The 26,516-nt window shown below is 70.1% G+C and carries 24 protein-coding genes; 13 read left to right on the top strand and 11 right to left on the bottom strand.

Annotation, left to right across the window (positions count from 1 at the left end):
• Positions 1-21 precede the first annotated feature (21 nt).
• Together N7L95_RS25140 and N7L95_RS25135 are read right to left on the bottom strand one after the other, a co-directional pair.
• Complete coding sequence (locus N7L95_RS25140) at positions 22-816, bottom strand: pseudouridine synthase (protein WP_301260361.1); 795 nt, start codon at positions 814-816, stop codon at positions 22-24.
• Positions 800-1,201, bottom strand: coding sequence for a YchJ family protein (locus N7L95_RS25135; protein WP_301260360.1), 402 nt, complete (start codon positions 1,199-1,201; stop codon positions 800-802). The genes N7L95_RS25140 and N7L95_RS25135 overlap by 17 nt, the downstream gene beginning before the upstream one ends.
• Before the next feature lie 81 nt (positions 1,202-1,282).
• Here N7L95_RS25135 and yaaA point away from each other — a divergent pair, with 81 nt between their 5' ends.
• The 3 genes from yaaA (at position 1,283) to N7L95_RS25120 (ending at position 4,152) form a co-directional block, all read left to right on the top strand.
• Entirely contained in the window at positions 1,283-2,056 is a 774-nt protein-coding gene (yaaA, locus tag N7L95_RS25130) for a peroxide stress protein YaaA (RefSeq protein ID WP_301260359.1), read from the top strand.
• 56 nt (positions 2,057-2,112) lie between these two features.
• On the top strand, positions 2,113-2,970 hold the full coding sequence (locus N7L95_RS25125) for a 2OG-Fe(II) oxygenase (protein WP_301260358.1): 858 nt from the start codon (positions 2,113-2,115) through the stop codon (positions 2,968-2,970).
• 99 nt (positions 2,971-3,069) lie between these two features.
• Positions 3,070-4,152 carry a CaiB/BaiF CoA transferase family protein gene (locus tag N7L95_RS25120; protein ID WP_301260357.1) on the top strand — a complete coding sequence of 361 codons (1,083 nt, stop codon included), beginning with the start codon at positions 3,070-3,072 and terminating at the stop codon, positions 4,150-4,152.
• On the opposite strand, the gene N7L95_RS25115 is transcribed toward N7L95_RS25120, so the two are convergent.
• The 7 genes from N7L95_RS25115 to N7L95_RS25085 all read right to left on the bottom strand — a co-directional run bounded on the left by N7L95_RS25115 (position 4,125) and on the right by N7L95_RS25085 (position 12,875).
• Positions 4,125-4,943, bottom strand: a complete 819-nt coding sequence (locus tag N7L95_RS25115; RefSeq protein ID WP_301260356.1) for a M90 family metallopeptidase — start codon at positions 4,941-4,943, stop codon at positions 4,125-4,127. The genes N7L95_RS25120 and N7L95_RS25115 overlap by 28 nt on opposite strands.
• 238 nt (positions 4,944-5,181) lie before the next feature.
• The gene (locus tag N7L95_RS25110; RefSeq protein ID WP_301260355.1) at positions 5,182-6,744 is read right to left on the bottom strand and encodes a DEAD/DEAH box helicase; all 1,563 of its coding nucleotides are present in this window, start codon (positions 6,742-6,744) and stop codon (positions 5,182-5,184) included.
• A 415-nt stretch (positions 6,745-7,159) separates the two neighbouring features.
• Positions 7,160-8,542, bottom strand: coding sequence for an ankyrin repeat domain-containing protein (locus N7L95_RS25105; RefSeq protein ID WP_301260354.1), 1,383 nt, complete (start codon positions 8,540-8,542; stop codon positions 7,160-7,162).
• Positions 8,543-8,552: 10 nt separating this feature from the next.
• The gene (locus tag N7L95_RS25100; RefSeq protein ID WP_301260353.1) at positions 8,553-9,182 is read right to left on the bottom strand and encodes a sigma-70 family RNA polymerase sigma factor; all 630 of its coding nucleotides are present in this window, start codon (positions 9,180-9,182) and stop codon (positions 8,553-8,555) included.
• A 202-nt stretch (positions 9,183-9,384) separates the two neighbouring features.
• The gene (locus N7L95_RS25095; RefSeq protein ID WP_301260352.1) at positions 9,385-9,765 is read right to left on the bottom strand and encodes a hypothetical protein; all 381 of its coding nucleotides are present in this window, start codon (positions 9,763-9,765) and stop codon (positions 9,385-9,387) included.
• Positions 9,766-9,784: 19 nt separating this feature from the next.
• Positions 9,785-11,059, bottom strand: a complete 1,275-nt coding sequence (locus N7L95_RS25090) for an ankyrin repeat domain-containing protein (protein ID WP_301260351.1) — start codon at positions 11,057-11,059, stop codon at positions 9,785-9,787.
• A gap of 250 nt (positions 11,060-11,309) precedes the next feature.
• Positions 11,310-12,875: a DEAD/DEAH box helicase gene (locus tag N7L95_RS25085; RefSeq protein WP_301260350.1), complete on the bottom strand. Its 1,566-nt coding sequence runs from the start codon at positions 12,873-12,875 to the stop codon at positions 11,310-11,312.
• 278 nt (positions 12,876-13,153) lie between these two features.
• Here N7L95_RS25085 and ettA point away from each other — a divergent pair, with 278 nt between their 5' ends.
• The 3 genes from ettA to N7L95_RS25070 all read left to right on the top strand — a co-directional run bounded on the left by ettA (position 13,154) and on the right by N7L95_RS25070 (position 17,237).
• Complete coding sequence (gene ettA / locus N7L95_RS25080) at positions 13,154-14,821, top strand: energy-dependent translational throttle protein EttA (protein ID WP_301260349.1); 1,668 nt, start codon at positions 13,154-13,156, stop codon at positions 14,819-14,821.
• Between the two features lie 173 nt (positions 14,822-14,994).
• Complete coding sequence (locus N7L95_RS25075) at positions 14,995-15,168, top strand: PEP-CTERM sorting domain-containing protein (RefSeq protein WP_301260348.1); 174 nt, start codon at positions 14,995-14,997, stop codon at positions 15,166-15,168.
• Between the two features lie 131 nt (positions 15,169-15,299).
• Entirely contained in the window at positions 15,300-17,237 is a 1,938-nt protein-coding gene (locus N7L95_RS25070) for a C1 family peptidase (RefSeq protein ID WP_301260347.1), read from the top strand.
• A gap of 24 nt (positions 17,238-17,261) precedes the next feature.
• Here the strand turns inward: N7L95_RS25070 and N7L95_RS25065 are convergent, their stop codons facing one another.
• Together N7L95_RS25065 and N7L95_RS25060 are read right to left on the bottom strand one after the other, a co-directional pair.
• Positions 17,262-17,540, bottom strand: coding sequence for a hypothetical protein (locus N7L95_RS25065; RefSeq protein WP_301260346.1), 279 nt, complete (start codon positions 17,538-17,540; stop codon positions 17,262-17,264).
• A complete protein-coding gene (locus tag N7L95_RS25060; protein ID WP_301260345.1) occupies positions 17,537-18,913 on the bottom strand; it encodes an NAD(P)/FAD-dependent oxidoreductase in 1,377 nt (458 codons plus the stop codon). The genes N7L95_RS25065 and N7L95_RS25060 overlap by 4 nt, the downstream gene beginning before the upstream one ends.
• An 83-nt stretch (positions 18,914-18,996) precedes the next feature.
• Here N7L95_RS25060 and N7L95_RS25055 point away from each other — a divergent pair, with 83 nt between their 5' ends.
• The 7 genes from N7L95_RS25055 (at position 18,997) to ntrC (ending at position 26,466) form a co-directional block, all read left to right on the top strand.
• Complete coding sequence (locus tag N7L95_RS25055; protein ID WP_301260344.1) at positions 18,997-19,560, top strand: DUF1415 domain-containing protein; 564 nt, start codon at positions 18,997-18,999, stop codon at positions 19,558-19,560.
• Positions 19,561-19,609: 49 nt separating this feature from the next.
• A complete protein-coding gene (locus tag N7L95_RS25050) occupies positions 19,610-20,473 on the top strand; it encodes an EI24 domain-containing protein (protein WP_301260343.1) in 864 nt (287 codons plus the stop codon).
• An 8-nt stretch (positions 20,474-20,481) separates the two neighbouring features.
• A complete protein-coding gene (locus N7L95_RS25045; RefSeq protein WP_301260342.1) occupies positions 20,482-21,276 on the top strand; it encodes a competence/damage-inducible protein A in 795 nt (264 codons plus the stop codon).
• Positions 21,277-21,583: 307 nt separating this feature from the next.
• Complete coding sequence (gene glnA / locus N7L95_RS25040; protein ID WP_301260341.1) at positions 21,584-23,002, top strand: type I glutamate--ammonia ligase; 1,419 nt, start codon at positions 21,584-21,586, stop codon at positions 23,000-23,002.
• Positions 23,003-23,206: 204 nt separating this feature from the next.
• Entirely contained in the window at positions 23,207-23,731 is a 525-nt protein-coding gene (locus N7L95_RS25035) for a hypothetical protein (protein ID WP_301260340.1), read from the top strand.
• A gap of 29 nt (positions 23,732-23,760) precedes the next feature.
• Entirely contained in the window at positions 23,761-24,867 is a 1,107-nt protein-coding gene (gene glnL / locus N7L95_RS25030; protein WP_301260339.1) for a nitrogen regulation protein NR(II), read from the top strand.
• Positions 24,868-24,930: 63 nt separating this feature from the next.
• Positions 24,931-26,466 carry a nitrogen regulation protein NR(I) gene (ntrC, locus tag N7L95_RS25025; protein ID WP_301260338.1) on the top strand — a complete coding sequence of 512 codons (1,536 nt, stop codon included), beginning with the start codon at positions 24,931-24,933 and terminating at the stop codon, positions 26,464-26,466.
• The last annotated feature ends 50 nt before the right edge of the window (positions 26,467-26,516 follow it).

Below are 26,516 nucleotides of genomic sequence, written 5' to 3'. Positions count from 1 at the left end.
CAGTGCGGCGCCGGCGCGGCTTCAGCCAACGCTTGGCAGCCAGCCGTCCTGGGCGGGAGCGTCCCAGGCCCAGCCCGGCTGGGCCTGCAACTGCTGCCAGTCGATGCCCGGCTCCGCGCGCAGCGTCAGCGGCTGCCCACCTTGCGGGTGCTGCAGCCGCATCTCCAGCGCATGCAGCCACAGCCGCTGCAGCCCCAGCTGCTCGGCCCACCAGCGGTTGTGCAGGCCCTTGCCATAGGTGGCGTCGCCGATGATGGGATGGCTGATGTGCTTCAGGTGCCGGCGGATCTGGTGCTGCCGCCCGGTCTCGGGCGACAGGCCCAGCAGCGCATAGCGGCTGCTGGGGTGCGGGCCGAGCGCCACCGGCCGCTCGATGCGTCCGAGCCGCTGGTAGTGGGTCAGCGCCGACTGCGGCTCCTGGCTGACGCCGCGGCTGGTGTCGGGGCGGTCCTCGTCGATGCGTGACAGGGCATGGTCGACGCTGCCGGCCGCCGCCGTCCAGCCGCGCACGAAGGCCAGGTAGCGCTTGGCCACGCCGTGCGACTCGAACTGCAGGCCGACCCGGCGCGCCGTGTCCGGGTCGCGTGCCAGCAGCAACAGCCCCGAGGTGCCACGGTCCAGCCGATGCACCGGGTAGACATGGGCCCCGCCGAGCTGGTCGCGCACCAGCTGCAGCGCGAAGTACTCGTCGCGGCGTGCCAGCGGTGTGCGGTGCACCAGCAGGCCGGCCGGCTTGTACACCGCCACCAGCCAGGGATCCAGGTGCAGCAGCTGCAGCAGTGGCGGCACGTCGGGGCACTTAGCGCAGGTCGCCATCGACATAGAACCAGCGGCCCTGCTCGCGCACGAAACGGCTGACCTCGTGCAGCCGGTGGGCCCGTCCGCCGAGCTTGCTGCGGGCGACGAATTCGACGGTGGCATGGTCGGCGTCCTGCTGCTCATGCCGCCTGACCTCCAGCCCCAGCCATTTCAGGCCGGCTTCGCCAGGCGGCAGGGCCGGCGGGCGGGTGTCCGGATGCCAGGTGTCCAGCAGGTAGTCGGTGAGGTCCAGCACAAAGGCGCTATAGCGCGAGCGCATCAGCGTGGCGGCGTCCGGTGCCTGCAAGCGCCGTTCGCCGCCGTGCCAGCGACCGCAACAGTCGGAATAGGGCGCCGGGTGGCCGCAGGGGCAGGGCGAGGCGCCGGAGATGGGTTTTTGCATGCCTCGCATGCTAGCGGCCCGCACGCTGGTAACCTTGCGCCCCTTGCCGGTTTCGCGCCGGCCCTTCGTCCTTGATATCCGATGCTGTTCCTGCTGTCGCCCGCCAAATCGCTCGACTACGAGTCGGCCCCCACCACCGTCCACCACAGCCAGCCGCTGTTCATCCCGCAGGCGGCGGAGCTGATCGAGGTGCTGCGCCAGAAGACGCCGGCCGACGTTGCCAGCCTGATGTCGCTCAGCGATGCACTGGCCACGCTCAATGTTGGCCGCTATGCCGCCTGGCGGCCGAGGTTCACCACGGCGAACTCGAAGCAGGCGGTGCTCGCCTTCGACGGCGACGTCTATGGAGGCCTGCAGGCCACCACGCTGAGCGAGGCCCAGCTGCAGTGGGCGCAGCAGCACGTCGCCATCCTGAGCGGCCTGTACGGTGTGCTCCGGCCGCTGGACCTGATGCAGCCCTACCGGCTGGAGATGGGCACCCGCCTGGCCACCTCGCGCGGCAAGGACCTCTACGCCTTCTGGGGCCGCACCATCGCCGATCACCTCAACGAGCGGCTGGCCGGCGATGTTTCGCCGGTGGTGGTCAACCTCGCATCGGAAGAGTACTTCAAGGTGGTCGATCGCAAGGCGCTGCAGGCCCGGGTCGTGCAGTGCGTGTTCGAGGACTGGAAGGGCGGCGCCTACAAGATCATCAGCTTCCACGCCAAGCGCGCCCGCGGCCTGATGGCGCGCTGGGCGATCGAGCGCGGCGTGACGCTGCCGGCCGACCTGCAGGGCTTCGACAGCGAGGGCTACCGCCACGAGGCGGCGCTGTCGGGGCCCGACCGCCTGGTCTTTCGCCGCAAAGTGGTGTAACGCTTCCGGGGCAGCACCCGATGGCAGGGGCCCCCGCTTCCTGCAAAATCCTGCCCATGAGTGCCCAGCAGATCACCCCCCAGTTGCGCCAGTGGATCATCGAACAAGCCACCGCTGGCCATACGCCCGACTCCGTCCTGCAAGCCATGCTGGACAGCGGCTGGCAGGAAGAAGTCGCCGTCCAGGCGATGGAGCAGACCCTGGAGCAGCACCTGCGCGAGCGCGGCCAGCTGCCGGCGGCCACCCCGCAGGCGCCGAAGGTGCTGCCCGAGCCGGAGCTCCAGCAGTCGCCCAGCACGCTGAATGTCGAAGGCCATGAGGTCCGCGTGCTGCTGAGCATGCAGAACCCGCGCGTGGTGGTATTCGGCGGCCTGCTCAGCGACGCCGAATGCGACGAGCTGATGGCGCTGGCCGGAGGCCGGCTGGCCCGCTCGGAAACCGTGAAGAACGAAACCGGTGCCAGCGAGGTCAACGAGGCCCGCACCAGCGACGGCATGTTCTTCCAGCGCGGCGAGAACAGCCTTTGCGACCGCATCGAGCGGCGCATCGGCCAGCTGCTGCACTGGCCGGTGGAGAACGGCGAGGGCCTGCAGGTGCTGCGCTACCGCCCGGGAGCCGAGTACAAGCCGCACTACGACTACTTCGACCCGGCCCACGCCGGCACGGCGACGGTGCTGCGCCGTGGCGGCCAGCGGGTCGGCACGCTGGTGATGTACCTCAACACGCCCAGCAAGGGCGGCGGCACGACCTTCCCCGACGTCAAGCTCGAAGTCGCCCCGATCAAGGGCAACGCGGTGTTCTTCAGCTACGACCGGCCTCATCCGGGCACCCGGACGCTGCACGGCGGCGCCCCGGTGATCGAAGGCGAGAAATGGGTCGCAACCAAGTGGCTGCGCGAGGGCCGCTTCGAGTGAGACCGCCATCCGGGTGGGGCCGGCGCCGCGCCGCCCGCCCGGCCCGTGGCCAGCGGCCCTGCCGCGGGCTGATTGCCAGTTCTTGAGAGCGAGGCCACCTTGCACACCCCTGTCCCGGCTGGAGACGATGTCGATGCGCCCCTGGCGGGCGTGCGCGTGCTGGACCTGACGCGGCTGCTGCCCGGCCCTTTCGCCTGCTGGCATCTGCGCGGGCTGGGGGCCGATGTCCTGAAGATCGAGGACCCGGGCCCCGGTGATTCGGCACGCGCGCTGTGGCAGACCCCTGCAGAACGGGCGGCCGGCGAGCCGGGCCTGTTCTTCCGGCGGCTCAACGAGGGCAAGCGGCTGCACCGCATCGACCTGGCACAGCCTGCCGGGCGCGAGGAGTTGCTGGCGCTGGTGCGCGAGGCAGACGTGCTTGTCGAAGGCTTTCGCCCCGGTGTGATGGCCCGGCTGGGCCTGGGATGGCCGGTGCTGCAGGCGGCCAACCCGCGGCTGGTGATGTGCTCCATCAGTGGCTATGGCCAGCAGGGGCCATGGTCGAGCCGGGCCGGCCACGACATCAACTATGTCGGCTATGCCGGCGTGCTCGAGCAGATGGCCGGGCGTGATGGCCGGCCGGTGCTGCCCAACTTCCAGATCGGCGACCTGTTCGGTGGCACTCAGGCCGCGGTCAACGGCATCCTGGCTGCCCTGCTGGCCGCACAGCGTACCGGCCGCGGCCGGCATGTCGACATCTCGATGACCCACCAGGTTCATGCGCACCACCTGGTGCCCCGCCTGGCGGTGGAGCGCCACGGCGAAGCGCCGCCGCCCGGTGCCGACCTGCTGACCGGGGGCGCGCCGTGCTACGACGTCTACCGCACCCGCGACGGGCGCTGGATGGCGGTCGGCGCCCTGGAGCTGAAGTTCTGGCGCACGGCCTGCGAGGTGCTGGGCCGGCCGGAATGGGGCGAGCGCCACTGGTCGCTCGGCTTGCCGGTGGGAGGCGCTGAGGCGCAAGCGCTGGGGCGGGAGGTGGCCGAGCGCTTCGCCAGCGAGACCCAGGCGCACTGGACGGCGCTGTTCGAGCCGGCCGATTGCTGCGTCACCCCGGTGCTGCGCATGGAAGAGGCCATGCGCCACCCGCTGTTCAGCGATGCCGCGGCGGCTGCTCACCAGGCCAGCGGATCCACCCGGTAGAAGCGCTGCAGCTCCTGGTACAGCGCGGGCGATTCGGCCGCCAGCTGTGCCGGCTGCTCGAAGAACACCTCACTGGCCACCGCGAAGAACTCGGCCGGTTGCGTGGCCGCATAGCTGCCCAGCAAGGCCGGCTCGCCCTGCTGCAGCCGCGCCTGCAGTCGGTAGAACTCGTCATTGAAGACAGCGGCCCAGCGGTTCCGGTCGTCCAGCGTGCGCAGGTGCGGCGCGCCGTTGGCCGGGCCGTTTTCCTGGTCGAGCTGGTGGGCGAACTCGTGGATCACGACATTGCGGCCGTCATCGGGCCGTGCCGCTCCCTCGAGCGTGTCCTGCCATGACAGGATCACCTGGCCCTGCGACCACGATTCCCCCGACAGGGCCTGCCGCTCCTCGCGCACGATGCCGCTGGGCTCGGCATGCACGCGGTCGACCATGAAGGCGCCCGGATAGACCAGGATCTGCCGCAGTCCGGGGTAGCCGCCCGGTGGCCGGTTCAGCAGCAGCAGGCAGGCTTGCGCTGCAATGGTCACGCGGATGTCGTCGGTCATTTTCAGGCCGCGGCAGCCGATGAAGGCCTTCTCCGCCAGGAACACCTGCATGTGCCGCTTCAGCTGCAGCTGCAGGTCGGCTGGCAGGCGGGCCACCAGCGGCACGCGCCGGCGCAGGATCCGCCGCCAGGCGGACGGGAAGGGCTGGCTGGCAAGCCGCAGCCGACGCCGCCGGTGGCGCCAGGGCCCGCTCAACACCCAGAGGATGAAGAGCGCCGTCAGGCCGAACACAACGAGCAAGGGCATGCGGGCTCCCGAGGTGAGCGGTGGGGACCTGGCTCACCTGGGGGGCGTCGCGGCGGCTTTCAATAGGGGGCGGGCCGCCGGGTGGACAGGCGGTAGCGCAGGGCCCGCCGAGGGCGTCCGCCGGCCTGCGGTGGTGCGGCCGGCAGCGACGCTTGCCGGCACGGCCTCGCGGCAGGCGGCTGGCGAAAAAAAACCGGGTCCGCATGGACCCGGTTTCTGGTGCCTTGTGCGAGGCCGCTCAGCCTTCGCGGCGCTTCTGGCCGAAAGGCTTGCCGCCGCCGAACTTCTGGCCGGCCGGCTTGCCGAACTTCGGACCGCCAGGACCGCGTGCCGGGCGGTCGCCATGGCCGGCGTGGGCGCCGAACGGCTTCTGGTGGCCGTGGCCGCGGGCCGCGTCACGCGCATGCGGCGGGGCATCGAAGGAGCGCGCCGGCTCGAACCAGTTCTCGTCATGCTGGCGGCGGGCCGGCTGGCCCTGGCCACGCTCGAACGGGCTGCGGTCGCGCGGTGCGCCGGCGCCCGGGCCGCGGGAGTCGCCGCGCGGCGCGAAGTCACGGCGCTGGCCGTAGCCACCGGCCGACTTGCCCATGCCCGGTTTCCAGCCTTCCGGCTTCTTGCGCTCCACCGGGGCCGGGGCCTTGGGCTCCAGGCCGGCGATCACCTGCGCCGGGATGCGCTGGGTCGTGAAGCGTTCGATGCGCCGGATCATTGGCGTGTCGCGGCGCTCGGCCAGCGTGATGGCCAGGCCGTCGCGGCCGGCGCGGCCGGTGCGGCCGATGCGGTGCACGTAGTCCTCGGCCTTCATCGGCAAGCCGTAGTTGATCACGTGGGTGATGGTGGGCACGTCGATGCCGCGCGCAGCGACGTCGGTGGCCACCAGCACGCGCAGCTGGCGCATGCGCAGGCCCTGCAGCACCCGGTTGCGACGGCCTTGCGGCATGCCGCCATGCAGCGCGGCGACGGCATGGCCCATCTCGGCCAGCCGGTCGGCCAGCCAGTCGGCATCGCGCTGGGTGCTGGTGAAGACCACTGCCTGGTCGAGCTCGCGCTCGGCCAGGATGCTTTCCAGCAGCGAGTTCTTGTGCGAGATGCTGTCGGCCCAGTGCAGGCGCTGCTCGATGTTGGCGTGCGTGTCGGTGTGCGAGGCGACGTCGATGCGTTGCGGCTCGCGGGTCAGGCGCTGGGCCAGGCCGCCCACGTGGCCGGCGAAGGTGGCGCTGAACATCACGGTCTGGCGCGCTTCGGGCAGTGCGTCGGCAATGGTGGTGATGTCGTCGATGAAACCCATGTCCAGCATGCGGTCGGCTTCATCGAGCACCAGCATCTGCACGTTGTTCAGCACGGCGTTGCCGGAGTTGAGGTGGTCCAGCAGGCGGCCGGGAGTGGCGATCAGCACGTCGAGCGGGCCACGCAGGGCCTTCAGCTGGGCCGGGTAGGGCACGCCACCGACGATGGTGGCCACACGCAGGCCCTGCACGCTGCGGCCATAGGTGATGAAGGCCTTGGAGACCTGCATGGCCAGCTCACGGGTTGGGGCCAGCACCAGCACGCGCGGGCCGTGCACCACGCCCTTTTCGCGGCGCTTGGTGTTGTCGCCGCGGGCACCCAGGATGCCTTCGAGCGCCGGCAGCACGAAGGATGCGGTCTTGCCGCTGCCGGTGCTGGAGGAGACCATCAGGTCATGCCCGGCCAGGGCCTGCGGAATGGCCTTCGCCTGCACGTCGGTGGGGGCGGTATAGCCGGCCGCTTCGACGGCTTGCAGGATGGCGGCGTTGAGACCCAGGGAAGCAAATGTCGTCATGACTTCTTTCAAGCAAAAGCAGGCGCCGGTGGCAGCAAGCCACATCGAAGCGCCGCAACACGCCCGGCCCATGTGGGCCTGGAAGTGTTCAGGTGGGGTCGCGAATCGAGGGAGGCCCGAGGGCCGAGTCGGAGGTGCGACGGCATCGCCGCCAACCAGGACTCAAGACGCGGAGGAGTGCACCTGTGTGGGCGCCCGGCTTGAAAGGGTCAGAGGGGATGAACGAAAAGCGCCGCAAGGCTGCGGCGCTTGGGCTGTATTGTGCCAGATTGTCTTGCGGCGCGCCAGCCCGGGACTTCGAGCATGGCATGGCACCCTGCGGCATCCGTCACGCGGGGGCGGCCATGTAGAAGGTTGGGCCGTGCCGTGAGAAGGATGGGCCGTGCGGGAGGGCCGAGGGGTGCTGGCTGGCAGCTCAACGGTCGCCGGCGGCTTCGAGCAGCTGGACGATGTCGGCGTGGCCGGCCTCGCGGGCCAGCTGAACGGCACGGCGCCCCTGGGCATCGGCCAGGGCCGGGTCCGCCTTGGCCTGCAGCAGCAGGGCCACCGCGCGGCGCTGCCCAGCGGCCGCGGCGGCCATCAAGGCGGTGCGGCCCTGCACGTCGCGGCTGTCGGGCGATAACCCAGTGGCCAGCAGGCGCTGCAGCTCGGCCGTATCGCCGGCGGCCGCGGCGGCCATCAAGGCGGTGCGGCGTTGCACGTCGCGGCTGTCGGGCGGTAGCCCAGCGGCCAGCAGGCGCTGCCGCTCGGCCGTCTCGCCGGCGGCTACGGCGGCTACGGCGGCAGGAAGCGCCGCCGCATCACCCGTCAACGGCGCGGCTCGGCCCGCTGCCACAGACGGCTTCGAGGGCGTTGGCGCGGCCGTGCCGGCGGCCGCCAGGGCCGCCTCTTGGGGTTTGCCGCCACGCGCGCCGCCAGCGTCCCGGCGCAAGCCGGCGTCCGACGGCGGTGCGGCCAGCGTTCGAGCCCTGGCGGCAGCCGAGGCGGGTGGGGGCGCCGCCGCTGTGTCGGCGGGCGAGGCCGCACGGGTTGGCGCACCGCTCTCGGTCAATGGCGGCGGCAGGGTGTAGCCGAAGGGCGCCGGCCGTGTCACCGAGAGCGCGTCGGCCACGGCCTGCTCCTGCGTCGGCGCAGCGGCCCGGGGCGCGGCCGGCGGCGGCATGGCGCCGGCTGCGGCGACCTGTTCTGCGGGAGCGGCCGGCGTTGGCAAGCCGGCCCTGGCCGCTGCGGGAGGCGGCGCCGCATCGCTTGACGCGGTGTGCGTTTGCTCACGCGCCACCGCTTGCGGTGCCGCGGGACGCACCGAAGACGGCGCAGCCGCCTGCTGCTCGCGTGCCTGGGCGCCTGCCTGCAGCGCAGGCAAGGCAGCCATCGGGGCGGCCGGCGTGGCCGCTGCGCCGGGGGCTGCCGCCGTGGCGGGGGCAGCAGCGTCCCCGCCGGGTGCCGGCTGCACCGGGGCCGCCGCGGGTTGCATGGGCGCCTGGGCCACCAAGCGCTCTTCCAGCTGCGATGCCGGCTGCATCTGCCAGGCCAGCAGGCCCGCAATGCCGAGCACCGCCACCGACGCCAGGGCGGCGAGCTGTCGGCGGTGCGGGCGGGCCGGTGCCTCGGGCGCTGCGGCCGGCAGCGGCCGGGCAGCGGCCGAGCGGGCGCTGGCCTGCAGCGCGGCTTCGGTCAGGATGGCGGCGCGCACCGTGTCGCTGGGCCGGGCCGGCGGCTCGGCCAGCCGCACCGCGTCGTGGTACTGCTGAACCAGGGGGTCGGTGGGGGCGGACTGGGCGGCTCGACGGGAATTCACAAGGCCTCCTTCACAGCCATGCAGCCAGGGCCTGGCGCAGCTTGGTGCGCGCATAGCGCAGGCGGCTCTTGGCCGTTTCAGCACCGACGCCGGTGGCGCTGGCGATGTCCTCGACGCTGAGGCCGGCTTCGGCCTGCAGCAGGAAGGCCTCTCGCTGCTCGCTCGGCAGGCGGTCGACCGCGGCGAGGAAGGCCCGCGCCTGCTCGCGCGTCTGCAGCTGCTGCAAGGGTTCCTGCGCACTGTCGGCCTGCAGCCCGGCTGCCAGGGCAGGGAGCTCGCCGTCTGCATCGGCCGGCTCGGCGTCGAGGGAGCGCAGCGGCCCGCCGCTGGTCTGCAGCCGGCGCAGGTGGTCGATGACGCGGCTGCGGGCGATCGTGTAGAGCCAGGTGGTGAAGCGAGCCGTCGGCTGGTAGCGCGGCGCCTGGCGGGCCACGCTGAACCAGGTTTCCTGGTGCAGCTCGTCCGCCACTCCGCTGCCCGACAGGCTGCCCACCCGCCGCAGGATGAATCGGTAGACCGCCCGCTCATGGCGCTCGTAGAGCGTGGCGAAGGCGCGCGGATCGCCGCCGGCGTAGGCGAGCATCAGGGCCTCGTCGCTGGGCGACATCTCGGGCGGGGCGGGGAGGTCGGGCGCCGTCATGGGCCGCCATTGTGCGTCCGCTGCGGTGTCCCGGGGCGGGCAGGCGACCGGTGCGACGCCGCACTGGATGGTCGGTGCGGTGGCCGGATCATCGGGCGGGGGCAGGGCGTCTGGGGGTGGCATGGCGGGCGAGTCTGCGGCGGCATCAGCCCGGTGAAACGCAGCCGCCGCGGGGACGGGGTTAACGATCCCCAGAGCCGGATCAGCCGATGCGCCACTGCACGCCGCTGAGCAAGGCACCCAGCGCCAGGCTGGCCAGCCAGAGCAGGTCGACCAGTACCACCGGCAGCGCCAGCAGCAGGAACAGGAGGGCCCGGCCGGTATGGCGGGCGGACGACAGTTGCAGTGCGCAGGCGCCGCCGAGGAAGACCGCCAGCGACAGCGCCAGGCGCTGGTCTCCGGCCGGCCTGCCGGCCACCGTCATGGCGGTCAGCAATGCGAGGGCACCGAAGACGGCGGCCCAGAAGGTGCAGAGGCCGGCGCGCAGCAGGCTGCCGGCACCGCGGGGCGCCGGGCCGGGACCGGGCGTGGACGCCGGAGTGGCATCGGGACTGGTGTCGGGGCCGGAGGACGTGGCAGTCATGGACGGTGAAGATGCGGGGTCAGTGGGAGGCCGGGGCAAGCGCCTGCTCGACCAGCGCGGCCACCCGGGTGCGTGCGTTGCGCTCGGCGGGACGGGCCGCGGCGGCCCGCTCGCGGGCCAGGGCGTGGACCGTGCCGGCATCGGCGCGTGGCTCGGTGGTGTCGGGTTCGACGACCGCTGCCGCCTCGGCGCCGGCCCGCAGCAGCAGGCGCACACCCTCCGGGTCGCCCCGCTCGACGCTTTCCTGCAGGGGAGTCACCGGCCAGTGGGTGCCGCGCAGCCGGGCATCGGCGCCTGCGCGCAGCAGCCGGCGCATGGCATCGTGGTCGCGCATCCTCGCCGCGGTCACCAGCGGGGTGGGCAGGCGGTAGCGATCTTCCTGCTCGTTCGGGTCGGCGCCTGCTTTCAGCAGCAGGTCCAGCACCTGGGCAGGTGCTTGCGGATCGGCCCGGCCCTCCTCACTGTGGATGCACAGACTCAGCAGGCCGCGTCCGGCGGCCGGCGCCCCCTGGCCCAGCGCCCACTGCAGGGCTTCGACCGAGTGGGCCCGTGTGGCTCCCTGCAGTGCCGCGCCGAGCGCGGCCGGCTCGGCGAAGCGGCTGCCCGATGCGCGGCCCTGCTCCAGCAGCCAAGATAGCAGGCTGACCTCGCCGGCTTCGCCCGCTTGCTGCATCAGCGACTCGAAGAAGTCCGCGGTGCGGCCTTCGGGCAGGGTGGCCAGCATCACCAGCTTCAGCTGTTCCGGGTGCAGCGGGCCGGCCATGCGGGCCAGCTCGGCCATGGCCTGGTCGTCTCTGCGCACCGCCGGGGGCAAGCCCGCCAGGGCGGCTTGTGTGTCCGCCGGATCGTCGCCGGACAGGGTGTCGCGCACCGCCTGCAGCCCCTGCTCGCGTTCCTTGCGCTGTTCACGTTCGGCACGCGCAGCACCTTCCGCGGCCGAGCTTCGCTCGCCCACCTGCCAGGCCAGCGCGCACAGCAGCGCCAGAACGGTCAGATGGGCCCACCAGAGGGGGTTGGAGCGCGGCCCCTGCCCCTGCCGGGCGGCTTGGTAGCTGTCATGCAGGGCGACCAGCAGCCCGACCAGCAGCGCCAGCGTGAAGGCCATGCGCGCCAGTACGGTGAGAAATCCCGGCTCGGTGGCCAGCTGGGTGGCCGGCGGCGCCAGCAGCACCAGGCCGGCTGTGGCTGCGGCCGCCTGACACAGGCCCGGCAGCAGGCGCAGCTGGCGCCGGTGCAGGAAGGGGCGGGCGGGAGGTGCCGGCCGGGCACGGGCCGGCGGCGCGGGGGAGTTCATCGAGGCATCCGTGATTCTGCGCCGCGGCGCTGCCGTGGCGGCCCGTTCGGGGCGGCGCCATCGTAGTCGAGCGGCGCGTGCTCAGGGAGTCTCGATCCCCCCTCAGCTCAGGGGAGGCAAGTCAGCCGCCGGCGGCGCATGAGGCACAGCCGGCGAGCCGGGCGCCAGGCAAAAGGCCCGCAGCCATGGCGAGGGGCCAAGGGCGGGCCGGGTGGCAGGGCCGGGCAGGCGCCCGGCCCGTGGAGTCGCTTCAGCGACGCGGCGGCTTGCCGCCGAGCAGGGCAGCTCCCTGCCCGGCGGGCTTGCCGGAGGACGTGCCGCTGCGCTGACCCCCCGCGCCGCCTTGTCCGCTGCGAGACGCGCCGGCATTGGCCGGCCGCGCCGGGGTGCCGGCCGGCTGGCCCTGGCCGCCTGCTGCCGAACGCGGCGCGTGCTGCTGCGGGCGTGCCGGTGCCGGGGCCCGGTTGCCGCCGCCATGAGCCTGGCCGCCACCCTGCGCGGCACGCGCAGGAGCCTGGCCCTGGCCACCGCCCGCTTGCGGGCGCCGTCCGCCGGAGCGGCCGCCGCCAGCCCGGTCGCCACCACCACCGCCGCCGCCGCCGCTGCGGCTGCCGCCGAGGCCGCCATGCAGGGTCATGCGGCCGAGCTTGATCGGCTCGGGCTTGGCATTCGGGTCGGGCTCGAAGCCGGGCACCACCTCACGCGGGATCTGGCGCTTGATCAGCTTCTCGATGTCGCGCAGGAAGCCTTCCTCGTCGACGCACACCAGCGAGATCGCCTCGCCCTGCGCGCCGGCGCGGCCGGTGCGGCCGATGCGGTGCACATAGTCTTCCGGCACGTTGGGCAGCTCGTAGTTCACGACGTGCGGCAACTGGTCGATGTCAATGCCGCGCGCCGCGATGTCGGTGGCCACCAGCACCTGCAGCTCGCCGGTCTTGAACTCGGCCAGCGCACGGGTGCGGGCACCCTGGCTCTTGTTGCCGTGGATGGCCATCGCGGTGATGTCTTCCTTCTGCAGGAATTCGACCAGCCGGTTGGCACCGTGCTTCATGCGGGTGAACACCAGCACCTGGTGCCAGTCGTTCTGCTTGATCAGGTGGGCCAGCAGTTCCTTCTTGCTGTCGCGGTCCACCGGGTGGATCTTCTGCGCGATCGTCTCGGCCGTGGTGTTGCGGCGCGCCACCTCGATGACCTGTGGCTTGTTCAGCAGGCGCTCGGCCAGGGCCTTGATCTCGTCCGAGAAGGTGGCCGAGAACAGCAGGCTCTGCTTCTGCGCCGGCACGATGGCCAGCACCTTCTTGATGTCGTGGATGAAGCCCATGTCCAGCATGCGGTCGGCCTCGTCCAGCACGAAGTACTCGACCTTGCTGAGGTCCAGCGTGCCTTGCTGGTGGTGGTCGAGCAGGCGGCCAGGGGTGGCCACCAGGATGTCGACGCCGCGGCGCAGCGCGTCGACCTGCGGGCCCATGCCGACGCCGCCGAACATCACCATGGACTTCAGCGGCAGGTACTTGCCGTAGGTGCGCACGCTTTCCTCGACCTGCGCCGCCAGCTCGCGGGTGGGGGTGAGGATGAGGGCACGGATGGGCAGGCGGCCGCGTGCGTCGCGTACCACCTTGGTGGCCGCCAGCTTGTGCAGCAGCGGCAGTGTGAAGCCGGCGGTCTTGCCGGTGCCGGTCTGGGCACCGGCGAGCAGGTCGCCACCGCTGATGACAGCGGGAATGGCCTGCAGTTGAATCGGGGTCGGGGTGTCGTAGCCCTGTTCCTGCACGGCGCGCAAGATGGGCTCGGCCAAGCCGAGTTCAGCAAATTTCATCCGGGAATTCGCTCCTGCCAGGGAGCGTCGATGATCGGCCTGTTGCCGCTCGTGGAGGGCACCAGTCGTAGGCAGATGGGGTGTGAAGGAGTCTGAAACGACCGCGGCGCCGTGACTGGAAGTGGCGCCGCGGGAGCAATTGTACCCGTTCGCGCCGGTGCGTGCCGGCCCGCGGTGTGCGGCCTTTCCACAGCGACCCGGGTTGCGGCGACAATAGCCGGGTATGCGCGGGTTTTTCCGCGCTTTTTGCTTCACAGAACCTCAGGACACGTCACGCCATGGCTCAATACGTCTACACGATGAACCGCGTGGGCAAGATCGTCCCGCCCAAGCGGCAGATTCTCAAGGACATCTCCCTCAGCTTTTTCCCCGGCGCCAAGATCGGCGTGCTCGGCCTCAACGGTTCCGGCAAGTCGACGCTGCTGAAGATCATGGCCGGCATCGACAAGGACATCGAGGGCGAAGCGATCCCGATGCCCGGCATCAAGATCGGCTACCTGCCCCAGGAACCCGAGCTGAACCCCGACCAGACCGTGCGCCAGGCGGTGGAAGAGGGCATTGGCGGCGTGCTGGCCGCCAAGAAGCGGCTCGACGAGGTCTATGCCGCCTACGCCGAGCCCGATGCCGACTTCGACAAGCTGGCCGCCGAGCAGGCCGAGCTGGAAGCCATCATCGCCACCTCCGGCAGCGAGAACACCGACCTGCAGCTGGAGCTGGCCGCCGACGCGCTGCGCCTGCCGCCCTGGGAGGCGGCCATCAAGAACCTCTCGGGCGGTGAGAAGCGCCGTGTCGCGCTGTGCCGGCTGCTGCTGAGCAAGCCCGACATGCTGCTGCTCGACGAACCCACCAACCACCTGGACGCTGAATCGGTCGAGTGGCTGGAGCAGTTCCTGGCCCGCTTCCCGGGCACCGTGGTGGGCATCACCCACGATCGCTACTTCCTCGACAACGCAGCCGAGTGGATCCTTGAACTCGACCGCGGCTCCGGCATCCCCTACAAGGGCAACTACAGCACCTGGCTGGAGCAGAAGGAAGCCCGGCTGGAGCAGGAGCAGCGCTCCGAAGACGCCCGCATGAAGGCGATGAAGAAGGAGCTGGAGTGGGTGCGCCAGAACCCCAAGGGCCGGCAGGCCAAGAGCAAGGCCCGCCTGGCCCGCTTCGAGGAACTGAGCGACTACGACTACCAGAAGCGCAACGAGACGCAGGAAATCTTCATCCCGGTCGCCGACCGCCTGGGCCATGAGGTGATCGAGTTCACCAACGTGACCAAGAGCTTCGGCGACCGCGTGCTGATCGACGACCTGAGCTTCAAGGTGCCGGCCGGTGCCATCGTCGGCATCATCGGCCCCAATGGCGCGGGCAAGTCCACGCTGTTCCGCATGATCGCCGGCAAGGAGCAGCCCGACAGCGGCACCGTGAAGATCGGCAGCACCGTCAAGATGGCCTTCGTCGACCAGAGCCGTGACGAGCTGCAGGGCGACAAGACGGTGTGGGAGGACGTCTCCGGCGGGCTCGACAATCTGGTCGTCGGCAAGTTCGTGGTGCCGTCGCGGGCCTACATCGGCCGCTTCAACTTCAAGGGCAATGACCAGCAGAAGTTGGTCAAGAACCTGTCCGGCGGTGAGCGCGGCCGCCTCCACCTGGCCAAGACGCTGGCCACCGGCGGCAACGTGCTGATGCTCGACGAACCGTCCAATGACCTGGACGTGGAAACCCTGCGCGCGCTGGAAGACGCGCTGCTGGAGTTTGCCGGCAGCGTGATGGTGATCTCGCACGACCGCTGGTTCCTCGACCGCATCGCCACCCACATCCTGGCGGCCGAAGGCGATTCCAAGTGGGTCTTCTTCGACGGCAACTACCAGGAGTACGAGGCCGACAAGAAGCGCCGCCTCGGTGAAGAAGGCGCCCGCCCGAAGCGCATGCGCTACAAGCCGATCTCGCGCTAATCCCGCATTCGAGACGTCGGACAGGGGCGGCACCAGCCGCCCCTTTTTCCATTTCCAGGCCGCCCGCGCCGTGCTTCTGCTGTGAAGCGAAATGCAAGCGGCAGTGTCCTGTCATGGGCAGGTCATCGCATCCGGGTGTACTGCCCCTCATGTCGTACCGGGAGAACCCTGAGATGAACCGCAAGATCGTCTGGACCGCCATCGTGGCCCTTGCCTGCGGTGGTGCCGCGTTGTGGCAGGCCACCGCTGGCCAGTTGGCACTTGATGCGGAACCGGGCCCCTACGGGCTGGCCCTCAGCGGCCTCGGCGTGGCTGCCTGGGTGGCCGCACGGCGGCGGCCCGGTTGAGCGCCCCGTCCCCGCCCGCCGGCCTGTCAAGCACCCAAGGGAAGCAGGGGCCTCCCATATAACTGGGGATTGACGCAGTTCCTTGCGATGTCGACCATGCCCAAAACAGGTGACATTCCAGGGAGACAACCATGGCTGCAACCCGAGCTCCTGCGTCGAGGTCGGAGGCAAGAACCCGTGCGTCGGCCGCCCGCCTGCTGGGCCGAGCCTCTGCGGCGCCGCCGAAGCCGCTGCGCTCGGCCCGGCCCGACGCGATCGACCTGCGCGACCGCCTCTTCATCCCCAATGTCTCGGTGGCGCCGGCCACTGCGCTGTTTCCCGGCATTGCGCTGCCGGTGAAGCAGCAGGGCGAGACCCGGGCCTGCACCGGCTTTGCGCTGTCCAGCGTGGTGGAGCACCTGCTGAGGAAAAGCGGGCGGGAACGGGCGCCCAGCATTTCACCGTACATGCTGTACTCCATGGCGCGCCGCTATGACGAGTTTCCCGGCTCGGTGGAGGACGAGGGCAGCAGCTTGCGTGGCGCCCTCAAGGGCTGGTTCAAGCACGGCGCCTGCGACGATGCGCTGTGGCCCACCGGCGTCGCGATGCCCGGCGCCAGCAACGATCCCGACGAAGACTGGTGGCTCGACGCGGTGAACCGGCCGCTCGGCTCCTACTACCGGGTTGCGGTGGACCAGATCACCGACCTGCATGCCGCGCTGAACGAGGTGGGCATCCTGTTCGCGAGCGCCGGTTGCCACCCGGCCTGGGAGTCCGGCTTCGAGGCACCGCACCGTGCGGCGCGCCCCAATGGCTTCAAGTCCATCTGGACCATTCCCTGGGACGGCGATCGCACGCTGCACCCGGGCCATGCCTTCGCGATCGTGGGATACAACGAGGTCGGCTTCCTCATCCAGAACTCCTGGGGCGTGCAGTGGGGCAGCTACGGCCTGGCACTGCTGAGCTACGACGACTGGCTGGCCAATGCGATGGACTGCTGGGTGGCCCAGCTCGGGGTGGTGACGCAGGAGCATCGTGCGATCTCCCGCGCCAGCACCCTGCGCACCAGTGGTGAAGGCAAGGTCCTGCTGCCGGCCAACGAGGTGCTGCGCGACCGGGAGCTGTCGCCCTTCGTCGTCAACGTCGGCAACAACGGCTTCCTGAGCAATTCGGGCGTGTTCCGCACACAGGTCGACGACGTGCGGGCCCTGGTCGACCTGCACCTGAGCGAGGCGCGCGAGCGCTGGGGCCTGCAGGACCAGCCGGTGGACGTGTGCGTGTACGCGCACGGCGGCATCGTCAGCGAGCAGGACGCGGCGACCGTCGCCGCGCGCTGGGTGCCGCAGCTCTACGGGCAACGCATCTTCCCGGTCTTCCTGATGTGGGAGACCGACTTCTGGACCACCGTGCTCAACCGGCTGGAGGATGCGGTGAAGGGCGTGCCCCGCCTGACGGGGGGCCTGGCCGACAGCATGAAGCGCCTGTGGAACCAGCGGCTGGAGCGGCTGCTGTCGCGACCCGGCACGCTCATCTGGGACGAGGTGAAGCAGAACGCGGATGCCATCAGCGGCCATGCCGAGGCCGGCGCGGTGCTGCTCTACCAGCATTTCCGCGAGGCGGTGCAGGCCGGCCAGGTACGGCTGCACCTGGTGGCGCATTCCGCCGGCAGCGTGGTGCACAGCCACATCGTGCACCGGCTGGTGAAGCAGGGCATGCACTTCGAGTCGCTCAGCTTCCTGGCGCCCGGCGTGCGGCTCGACCTGTTCGACACCCTGGTGGCGCCGCGCCTGCGCGACGGCAGCGTGAAGCGCTACCAGCAGTTCCACCTGACCGATCGCGCCGAGCAGGATGACGGCAGCTGCGGTCCTTACCGGCGGTCCATCCTCTACCTGGTGTCCGAGTCCTTCGAGGGCGGCGTGAGTACGCCGCTGCTCGGCCTTCAGAAGTACGCCGAGGGTTATCTGGCCGGCCTGCCGAACGTGACGCAGCACCTGGCGCCGGGGCCGGCCAGCGCAGCCGCCACGCATGGCGCCTTCGACGACGATCCGCTCACCCTGCAGGGCGTGATCGACTTCATCAAGCGCCGCTGAACCGCGTGCCCGGCCGCAAGGCCCTCAGGCAGGCGGCGGCTGCAACTGTTCGGCGGCCTTTTCCAGCCAGCCATGCAGCTTGTCCATCAGGTCTTGCTGGCTGAAGGAGCAGCTTTCCTCGGTGAACAGGCTGCCCGATTCCAGCTGGGTCAGCAGCGCCTCCAGCACCTGGCCGTAGCGAGGTGGCAACGGCGGCAGTTCGGCCACGCCGGCGCGCCAGGTGGCCACCAGGCCGCTGACGGGCAGCTCGGCCCGGCGGGCCGCGGCCAGGCTGTCCTGCAGCCGAATGAGCGTCGGGGTCATCGTGGTGTCTCCATCTGGCTGGGTGGGGGCAGGGCGGCCGTGCTGGCCGGCTCGACCACCAGGCGGGCGTTGCGCTGGAAGGTCCAGTAGGCCCAGGCCCAGTCGGTCAGGACCATCAGGCGGTTGCGGAAGCCGATCAGGAAATAGATGTGCACGAACAGCCAGAACAGCCAGGCCGGGTAGCCGCTGAAGCGCACGGTGCCCAGCAGCGGCAGGTCCACCTGGGCCACCGCGGCCTTGCGGCCGATGGTGGCGAGCGAGCCGTAGTCCACGTAGCGGAAGGGCTGCGTCGGCTCGCCGCGCAGGCGGTGCAGGATGTTGGCGGCGGCCTGGCGGCCCATCTGTTTGGCCGAGGGGCTCACGCCCGGCACGGGGGTGGGGTCGCCGCGCCTGGGGTAGCTCTTGGCCGAGGCGAGGTCGCCGATCACTGAAATCTCAGGGTGGCCCGGCACGCTGAGGTCGGGCTGCACCACCACCCGGCCGGCCCGGTCCAGCGTGGCGCCGGTGGCTGCCTGCACCGCCCGGCCCAGCGCCGAGCCGGCCACACCCGCGGCCCACACCACCGTGCGGGTGCGCAACTGCCAGGGCGCGGCGCCATCGGCCGGCTGGGCGGTGACGCACTCCGGCTGGATGTCGGTGACGCGGCAGCCGGTGCGCACCTCCACGCCCAGCTTTTCGAGCTGCCGGCTCGCCTTCTCGGACAGCTCCGGCGGGTAGCTGCCGAGGATGCGGTCGCTGCCCTCGATCAACACCACCCGGGACTGCCGGGAGTCGATGCGGCGGAACTCGTCATGCAGTGTGTGGTGGGCGATCTCGGCCAGCGTGCCGGCCATCTCCACGCCGGTGGGGCCACCGCCGATGACAACGAAGGTGAGCCAGTCCTCGCGCTCTTCGGGGTAGCGCTCGGCCTGCTCGAAGGCCTTGAGCACGCGGTTGCGCAGGTCGAAGGCGTCCGACAAGGTCTTGAGCCCCGGGGCATGGCGGGCCCACCCGTCCTTGCCGAAATAGCTGTGCGTGGCGCCGGTCGCGACGATCAGGTGGTCATAGGGCAGACGGGCCCCGTCGTTGAGGCGGACCTCTCGGCGGGCGGCGTCGATGCCGGTGACCTCGCCGAGCAGCACGGTGAGGCGGCCGTCCCGGATCTGGCGGCGCAGGATGTGGCGGATCGGCCCCGAGATGGCCGGGGCGGCCAGCCCGGCGGTGGCCACCTGGTAGAGCAGCGGCTGGAAGAGGTGGTGGTTGGTGCGGTCGATCAGCGTGATCTCGACGTCCGCCCGCGCCAGTGCGCGGGTCGCCTCCAGGCCGCCGAAGCCGCAGCCGACAATGACGACGCGCGGACGTGCAGGAGCCGAAGGATTGTTCACTGCCGCCATCGCTTCCCTTCCTGTCTGCCGAACATGAGTGCAGTCTAGCAATACATCGGGTTTCCCCGCATGGGCCGCTCTACACTGCCGACATGAGCGAACTGCAGAACATCGACAACGTGGTGGCCGAGATGCGCCGCTGGGTGGACCGGGCCGTGATCGGCCTCAACCTGTGCCCCTTCGCCAAGGCGGTCGCGGTGAAGGGGCAGATCCGCTACGTGGTGAGCAGTGCCACCACGCCGCGGGCGCTGCTTGACGACCTGCGCCGGGAGCTGCTGCACCTGGCGGCCGTCGATCCGGGCGAGACCGACACCACGCTGCTGGTACTGCCCGGGATGCTGGAGGACTTCCTGGACTTCAATGATTTCCTGGCCGACGCCGACGATCTGCTCGCCTCATTGGAGCTGGTGGGCGAGCTGCAGATCGCCGACTTCCACCCTCGCTACCAGTTTGCCGGCACCGCCGAGGACGACATCGAGAACTACACCAACCGGGCGCCCTATCCCACGCTGCATCTGCTGCGCGAAGCGAGCATCGACCGTGCGGTCGAGGCCTTCCCCGAGGCCGAAGCCATCTATGAAGCCAACATGCAGACGCTGCGCCGACTGGGGCGCGACGGCTGGGAGCGGCTGATGTCGAAGGGCGATGCCGAATGAGCCGCCCGGTACCGCGGCAACCCGCCAAACTCGCTTAAGCTTGCGCGCCATGAAGCTGATGGTCGATTCCTTCTGGCGTGCGCTGGCCTATTGCCTGCACTGGCGCGTCATCCTGCTGTCGCTGCTGCCACTGCTGCTGGTCGGCGGGGCCAGCTTCGGGCTGGGTTGGTTCTTCTGGGAGGATGCGCTCGATGCGGTCGCCGAGCGCATCAGCGACTGGACGCTGATGGGTGCGCTGACCAAGTGGCTCAGTGCACTGGGCGCCGTCGGCTACCGGGCGGTGTTCCAGCAGATCATCGTGGTGGGCCTGTCGGTGCCCTTCGTCGTGGTGGCCTCGGTGCTGGCCGTGGGCCTGTGCATGACGCCGTCCATGGTGAAACTGGTCGTCGCCCGGCGCTTCCCGCAGCTCGAGCGACGCCATCGCGAATCCGCCTGGCGCGCCGCCGGCTGGGTGCTCGCTGCCACCGCGGTGGCCTTGGTGGCCTTGCTCGTCACCATGCCGCTGTGGCTGATTCCGCCGCTGGCGCTGTTGCTGCCGCCGCTGGTGTGGGGCTGGCTCGCCTACCGGGTGATGATCCACGACGCGCTGGCGGACCACGCCACGCCGCAAGAGCGTCGCCGCCTGCGCCGCGAGCACCGCGGCCCGCTGCTGACCATCGCCACTGCGGCGGGCTATGCCGGCGGTGCGCCGGCCCTGCTCTTTGCAGTCAGTCCCCAGGCCCTGATCATCGCCCCCATCCTCGTGGTGGCGGTGGTGTGGCTGCATGTCCTCCTGTTCGCCTTCTTCTCCCTCTGGTTCGCGCACTACGGCCTGAGCGCGCTGCACCGCCAGCGGCAGGCTGCTCCCGGGCCCCTGGCCGAGGTGCCGGGCGCGGCGTCCGGCCCATCCACCCTGCCTTCCCCCACTTCCTGAACACCGCCATGCAATTCGGACTCATCATCGTCGGAGACGAGATCCTCTCCGGCAAGCGCCAGGACAAGCACCTCGCGAAGGTCATCGAGCTGTTGTCGGCCCGCGGCCTGGCCCTGGGCTGGGCCCGCTATGTCGGTGACGACCCGCAGCGCCTGGAAGCGGCGCTGCGCGAGGCCTTCGCCGGTCCCGAGCCGGTGTTCTCCTGCGGCGGCATCGGCGCCACGCCCGACGACCACACGCGCCAGTGCGCGGCCCGCGCGCTGGGGGTCGGCCTCGAGCTGCATCCGCAGGCGCGGGAGCTGATCCTGGAACGCATGGCCGAGGTGGCGCGCGAACAGGGCCTGCCGTTCGAGCCGGACCATCCGGACAACATCCACCGGCTCAACATGGGTGCCTTCCCGGCCGGCTGCGAGCTGATCCCCAACCCCTACAACAAGATCCCGGGCTTCTCGGTCGGCCGCGTCCACTTCGTTCCGGGCTTCCCGGTGATGGCTTGGCCGATGATCGAATGGGTCCTCGACACCCGTTATGCCGAGTTCCGCCACCAGCGCGACCATATCGAGCAGTCGGTGATCGTCTATGGCTCGATGGAGGCGGCGCTGACCCCCCTCATGCAGGACATCGAGGCGCGCTTCGAGCCAGTCAAGGTCTTCAGCCTGCCGAGCGTCGACCACCCTGAGCACGGCCGTCATATCGAGCTGGGGGTGAAAGGCCCGCGCGAGCAGGTGGCCGAAGCCTATTCGGCCTTGCTGGCAGGGTTGCCCGCCCATGGTGTAGAACTCGGCCCTGAACTGGTGCGGTGATCCGCCGCGAGGCGTTCCAAAATGGTGCGCCAGGATGCACCGGAATAGTGCTTGTGCCGGCTGCGTCCGGTTCGTATCCCACTTGCCGCCCATCTGGCGAGAAGAAGTCGCTTTTCCGAGGCTTCACCCTGCTTCGTGCTGAACCGCGATGGTGCCGGCCGGCGCGGGGAGGGGCCAAAACTAGGCATACTTTCTGCTACATCCCCGTGCGCTTGCCGACCCGTCGGGTCGACGAACTCCCACCTGGCGGCCTCGCGGGCGCCAGGTCATGTACCCCGCCCATATAACCGTCCGCTAGGAGCAACTGATGGCCAACAAGACCGTCGCCGACGTGATGAAGCTGGTGAAGGAGAACGAAGTCAAGTTCGTCGACTTCCGTTTCACCGACACCCGCGGCAAGGAACACCACGTGTCCGTGCCCGTTTCCGCTTTCGATGAAGACAAGTTCACGTCGGGCCATCCCTTCGACGGTTCCTCCATCGCCGGCTGGAAGGGCATCGAGGCGTCGGACATGCTGCTGATGCCGGACCCGAACACCGCCAACATCGACCCCTTCTTCGAAGAGCCGACGCTGCTGCTGTCCTGCGACGTCATCGAGCCGGGCGACGGCAAGCCCTACGAGCGCGACCCGCGCTCGCTGGCCAAGCGTGCCGAGGCCTACCTGAAGTCGTCCGGCATCGGCGACGCCGCCTACTTCGGCCCGGAACCCGAGTTCTTCATCTTCGACAACATCCGCTGGAACGTGGACATGTCGGGCTGCTTCGTGAAGATCGAGGCCGAGAACGCCGCCTGGAACACCGGCAAGGAATATGAGCACGGCAACACCGGCTACCGCCCCACCGTCAAGGGCGGCTACTTCCCGGTCCCGCCGGTCGACTCCGGCCAGGACCTGCGCTCGGAGATGTGCCTGATCCTCGAATCGATGGGCATCCCGGTCGAAGTGCACCACCACGAGGTGGCCAACGCCGGCCAGATGGAGATCGGCACCAAGTTCAGCACGCTGGTGCAGCGCGCGGACTGGCTGCAACTGCAGAAGTACATCATCACGAACGTCGCCCACGCCTACGGCAAGACCGCGACCTTCATGCCCAAGCCCATCGTTGGCGACAACGGCTCGGGCATGCACGTGCACCAGTCGGTCTGGAAGGACGGCAAGAACCTGTTCGCCGGTGACGGCTACGGCGGCCTGAGCGAGTTCGCGCTGTACTACATCGGCGGCATCATCAAGCACGCCCGCGCGCTGAACGCCATCACCAACCCCAGCACCAACAGCTACAAGCGCCTGGTGCCGGGCTTCGAGGCGCCGGTGAAGCTGGCCTACAGCTCGCGCAACCGCTCGGCATCCATCCGCATCCCCTATGTGGCGAACCCGAAGGGCCGCCGCATCGAGGCGCGCTTCCCGGATCCCCTGGCCAACCCCTACCTGGCCTTCTCCGCCCTGCTGATGGCCGGCCTCGACGGTGTCGAGAACAAGATCCACCCGGGCGAAGCCGCCACCAAGGACCTGTACCACCTGCCGCCGGAAGAAGACGCGAAGATCCCGACCGTCTGCCACAGCCTGGACCAGGCGCTGGAGTACCTGGACAAGGACCGCGCCTTCCTGACCAAGGGCGGCGTGTTCACCGATGCCTACATCGACGCCTACATCGAGCTGAAGATGCAGGAAGTGACCCGCTTCCGCATGACCACCCACCCGGTGGAGTTCGACATGTACTACAGCGCCTGAGGGCGGTGGGCCAGCCGCCGGGCTGGCCGGTGTCACGCAAAGGGACGGCCTGTGCCGTCCCTTTTGTCGTTTTGGAACCGCCGCCACCGTGCAGAATTGGCGACCGCGGCGGTTTTCCTCGATACTGGGCGCCGTCCGGCGCGAACCGCCGCCCGCGCCTGCGGTCCAATGAGGTCCGCCGGACACCGCCCAAGTACCATCACCATGCCTCGTCATCGCGTTTCCCTGTTTGTCGTGCTGAGTGCGCTCACTTGCGGCGCAGCCTGGGCCCAGAGCGTCGTCTACCGCTGCCCGGGTAACAACTTCACCAACTCCATCACAGCGAAAGAAGCCGAGACCCGCGGCTGCAAGCCGCTGGAGGGGGGGAACGTCACCGTGGTGCAGACCCGCTCGCCAGGCGAAGGCAAGTCCGAGGGCGGCGGCAAGGGCGGCGGGGCTGCGCCGCCGCCGGCCGGGCGACCGGCCGATTCCAAGGTGCCTGCCAGCGAGCAGCGCGCACGCGATGGCGAGTCGCGCCGCATCCTGGAAAGCGAGCTGCGCAAGGAAGAAGAGCAGCTCAACGCCCTGCAGAAGGAATACAACAACGGCGAACCCGAGCGCCGCGGCGACGAGCGCAACTACCAGAAGTACCTGGACCGGGTGGCCGAGCTGAAGGCCAGCATCAGCCGCAAGGAGAGCGACATCGCCTCCATCAAGCGCGAGATCGGCAAGCTGCCGCCGGCGCAGTGAGCCGACGGGCGCCTGCCGTCCTTCCCGGCATGCCCGCCGCTCAGGCGTCGGGCGAGCGGGCGTTCGCCGAAACGCCTTACCTGGCCTTCGATCACCTGGCCACCATGGTGGCCCTGGTGCACACCGACGGTGCCTGCCTGTTCGTCAATTCCGCCTTCGAGTCCGTGCTGGGCCTGTCGCGGCGCAGCATGCTGCGCGGCTCGCTGTTCGACTGGTTCGCCGAGCCCGAGGTGGTGCGCGACACGGTGGCGGCGGTCGCCCGCAACGACTTCTCCATCAGCCGTTTCGAAGGGCAGCTGCGCCGCCCGCCAGGGCCCGGCATGGTCAGCCCCGACGCCCTGCCGGTGCATGTGATCGTCACGCAGACCGACCAGCCCGGGCTGGCCCTGGTGGAGGTGGTGGAGATCGAGCAGCAGACCCGGCAGGATCGCGAGGAGCGGGCGCTCGACCAGGCCCAGGCCACCAAGGAGCTCATCCGCAACCTGGCGCACGAGATCAAGAACCCGCTGGGCGGCATCCGGGGTGCGGCGCAGCTGCTGCAGATGGAGGTCGAGTCCAAGGGGCTGGCAGAGTACACCCAGGTCATCATCCATGAGGCCGACCGCCTGCAGGCGCTGGTCGACCGGCTGCTGGCGCCCCACCGCAAGCCGCATGTGGTGAGCGACGTCAACATCCACGAAGTCTGCGAGCGGGTGCGCTCGCTCATCCTGGCCGAGTTCCCGCGCGGGCTGAAGGTGCTGCGCGACTACGACACCTCCATTCCCGAATTCCGCGGCGATCGCGAGCAGCTCATCCAGGCCGTGCTCAATATCGGGCACAACGCGGCCCAGGCGCTGCACGAGCGCATCGCCGCCGGCGACGCCTGCATCTGCCTGAAGACGCGCATCGCCCGCCAGGTCACGCTGGGCAAGCAGCGTTATCGTCTGGCATTGGAATTGCATATCGAGGACAACGGACCGGGCATCCCCGAGACGATCCGCGATCGCATCTTCTACCCTCTGGTGTCAGGACGCGATGGCGGCTCGGGCTTGGGGCTGACGCTGGCGCAGACCTTCGTGCAGCAGCACCATGGCACGATCGAATGCGAGAGCGAGCCCGGAAACACGGCCTTCAAGATCCTGATTCCGCTGCCCTGATCCTGCGCCTTGCCGGGTCGGGCGGCGGGCGGGGTGCCCGAAGACAAGGACCACAGGCGGCGCATGAAACCCATCTGGATCGTTGACGACGACCAATCCATTCGCTTCGTGCTGGAGAAGGCACTGGCGCGCGAAGACCTGCCGGTGCGCAGCTTCACCAACCCCAAGGACGTTCTGGCGGCGCTTGACGACCAGGAAGAGCCCCAGGTCCTGGTGTCCGACATCCGCATGCCGGGGGGCTCGGGCATCGACCTGCTGGCGCGCGTCAAGGAGCGCCTGCCGGGGCTGCCCGTCATCGTGATGACCGCCTACTCCGACCTCGACAGCGCGGTCTCCGCCTTCCAGGGCGGTGCCTTCGAATACCTGCCCAAGCCCTTCGACCTGCACAAGGCGGTCGAGCTGATCCGCCGCGCGCTGGAGGAAAGCGTGCGCGAGGAAGTGGGCGACGAGCGCTATGCCGAGGTGCCCGAGATGCTGGGCCAGGCGCCCGCCATGCAGGACGTGTTCCGGGCCATCGGCCGGCTCAGCCAGAGCAACGTGACGGTGCTGATCACCGGCGAGTCGGGCTCGGGCAAGGAGCTGGTGGCGCGTGCCCTGCACAAGCACAGCCCGCGGGCGAGCGGGCCTTTCGTGGCGATCAACACCGCGGCCATCCCGAAGGACCTGCTTGAAAGCGAGCTGTTCGGCCACGAGCGCGGGGCCTTCACCGGTGCCCAGACGATGCGGCGCGGCCGCTTCGAGCAGGCCGATGGCGGGACGCTGTTCCTGGACGAGATCGGCGACATGCCGTTCGACCTGCAGACCCGGCTGCTGCGGGTGCTGAGCGACGGCCAGTTCTACCGCGTCGGTGGCCACAATCCACTGCGCAGCAATGTGCGGGTGATCGCCGCCACGCACCAGAACCTCGAAGAGCGCGTGAAGCAGGGCGGCTTCCGCGAAGACCTGTTCCATCGCCTGAACGTCATTCGGTTGCGCCTGCCGCCGCTGCGCGAGCGCCGCGAGGACATCCCGGCACTGGCCCGCTACTTCCTCCAGAAGAGCGCCAAGGAACTCGGCGTGGAGGCCAAGCGCATCTCCGAGTCGGCGCTGGCGCGGCTGACCGGCTTCGACTACCCCGGCAACGTGCGGCAGCTGGAGAACGTCTGCCACTGGCTGACGGTGATGGCGCCGGCCCAGGTGATCGAGGACAAGGACCTGCCTCCCGAGTTGCTGGGCGAGGCCACCGTCTCGCCCAAGCCGCCGGTCAGCGTGGAACCGCCCGCGGCGATCGGCACATCGACGGCCCCGGTGTCGCTGTCCTGGCCGCCCGGCCTGCTGGCGGAGGAAGCGGTCGTGCTGGCGGCGACCGCACCCGCGGCGCCGTCGTTGCCCGATGCCAGCCACAGTGTCTGGCTCACCGGGCTGGAACGGGAAGCGCGCCATCTGCTCGAGGGGGGCCGGCCCGATGTCTGGGATGCGCTGACGCGGCAGTTCGAGGCCTGCCTGATCCACGCGGCGCTGGAGCTCACCCGCGGCCGCCGCATCGAGGCGGCACAGAAGCTGGGCATCGGACGCAACACCATCACGCGGAAGATCCAGGAGCTGGGCCTGGACGATTGAGCGGCGCGGGCCGCTGGTTGCAGCCTGCCCGAGCACGGCCGATCGGCCGG

The organism is Eleftheria terrae (assembly GCF_030419005.1).
Lineage (GTDB): Bacteria > Pseudomonadota > Gammaproteobacteria > Burkholderiales > Burkholderiaceae_C > Caldimonas > Caldimonas terrae.
The sequence above is the reverse complement of the archived record's forward strand: the minus strand, read 5'-3'. Positions and strand labels throughout refer to the sequence as shown.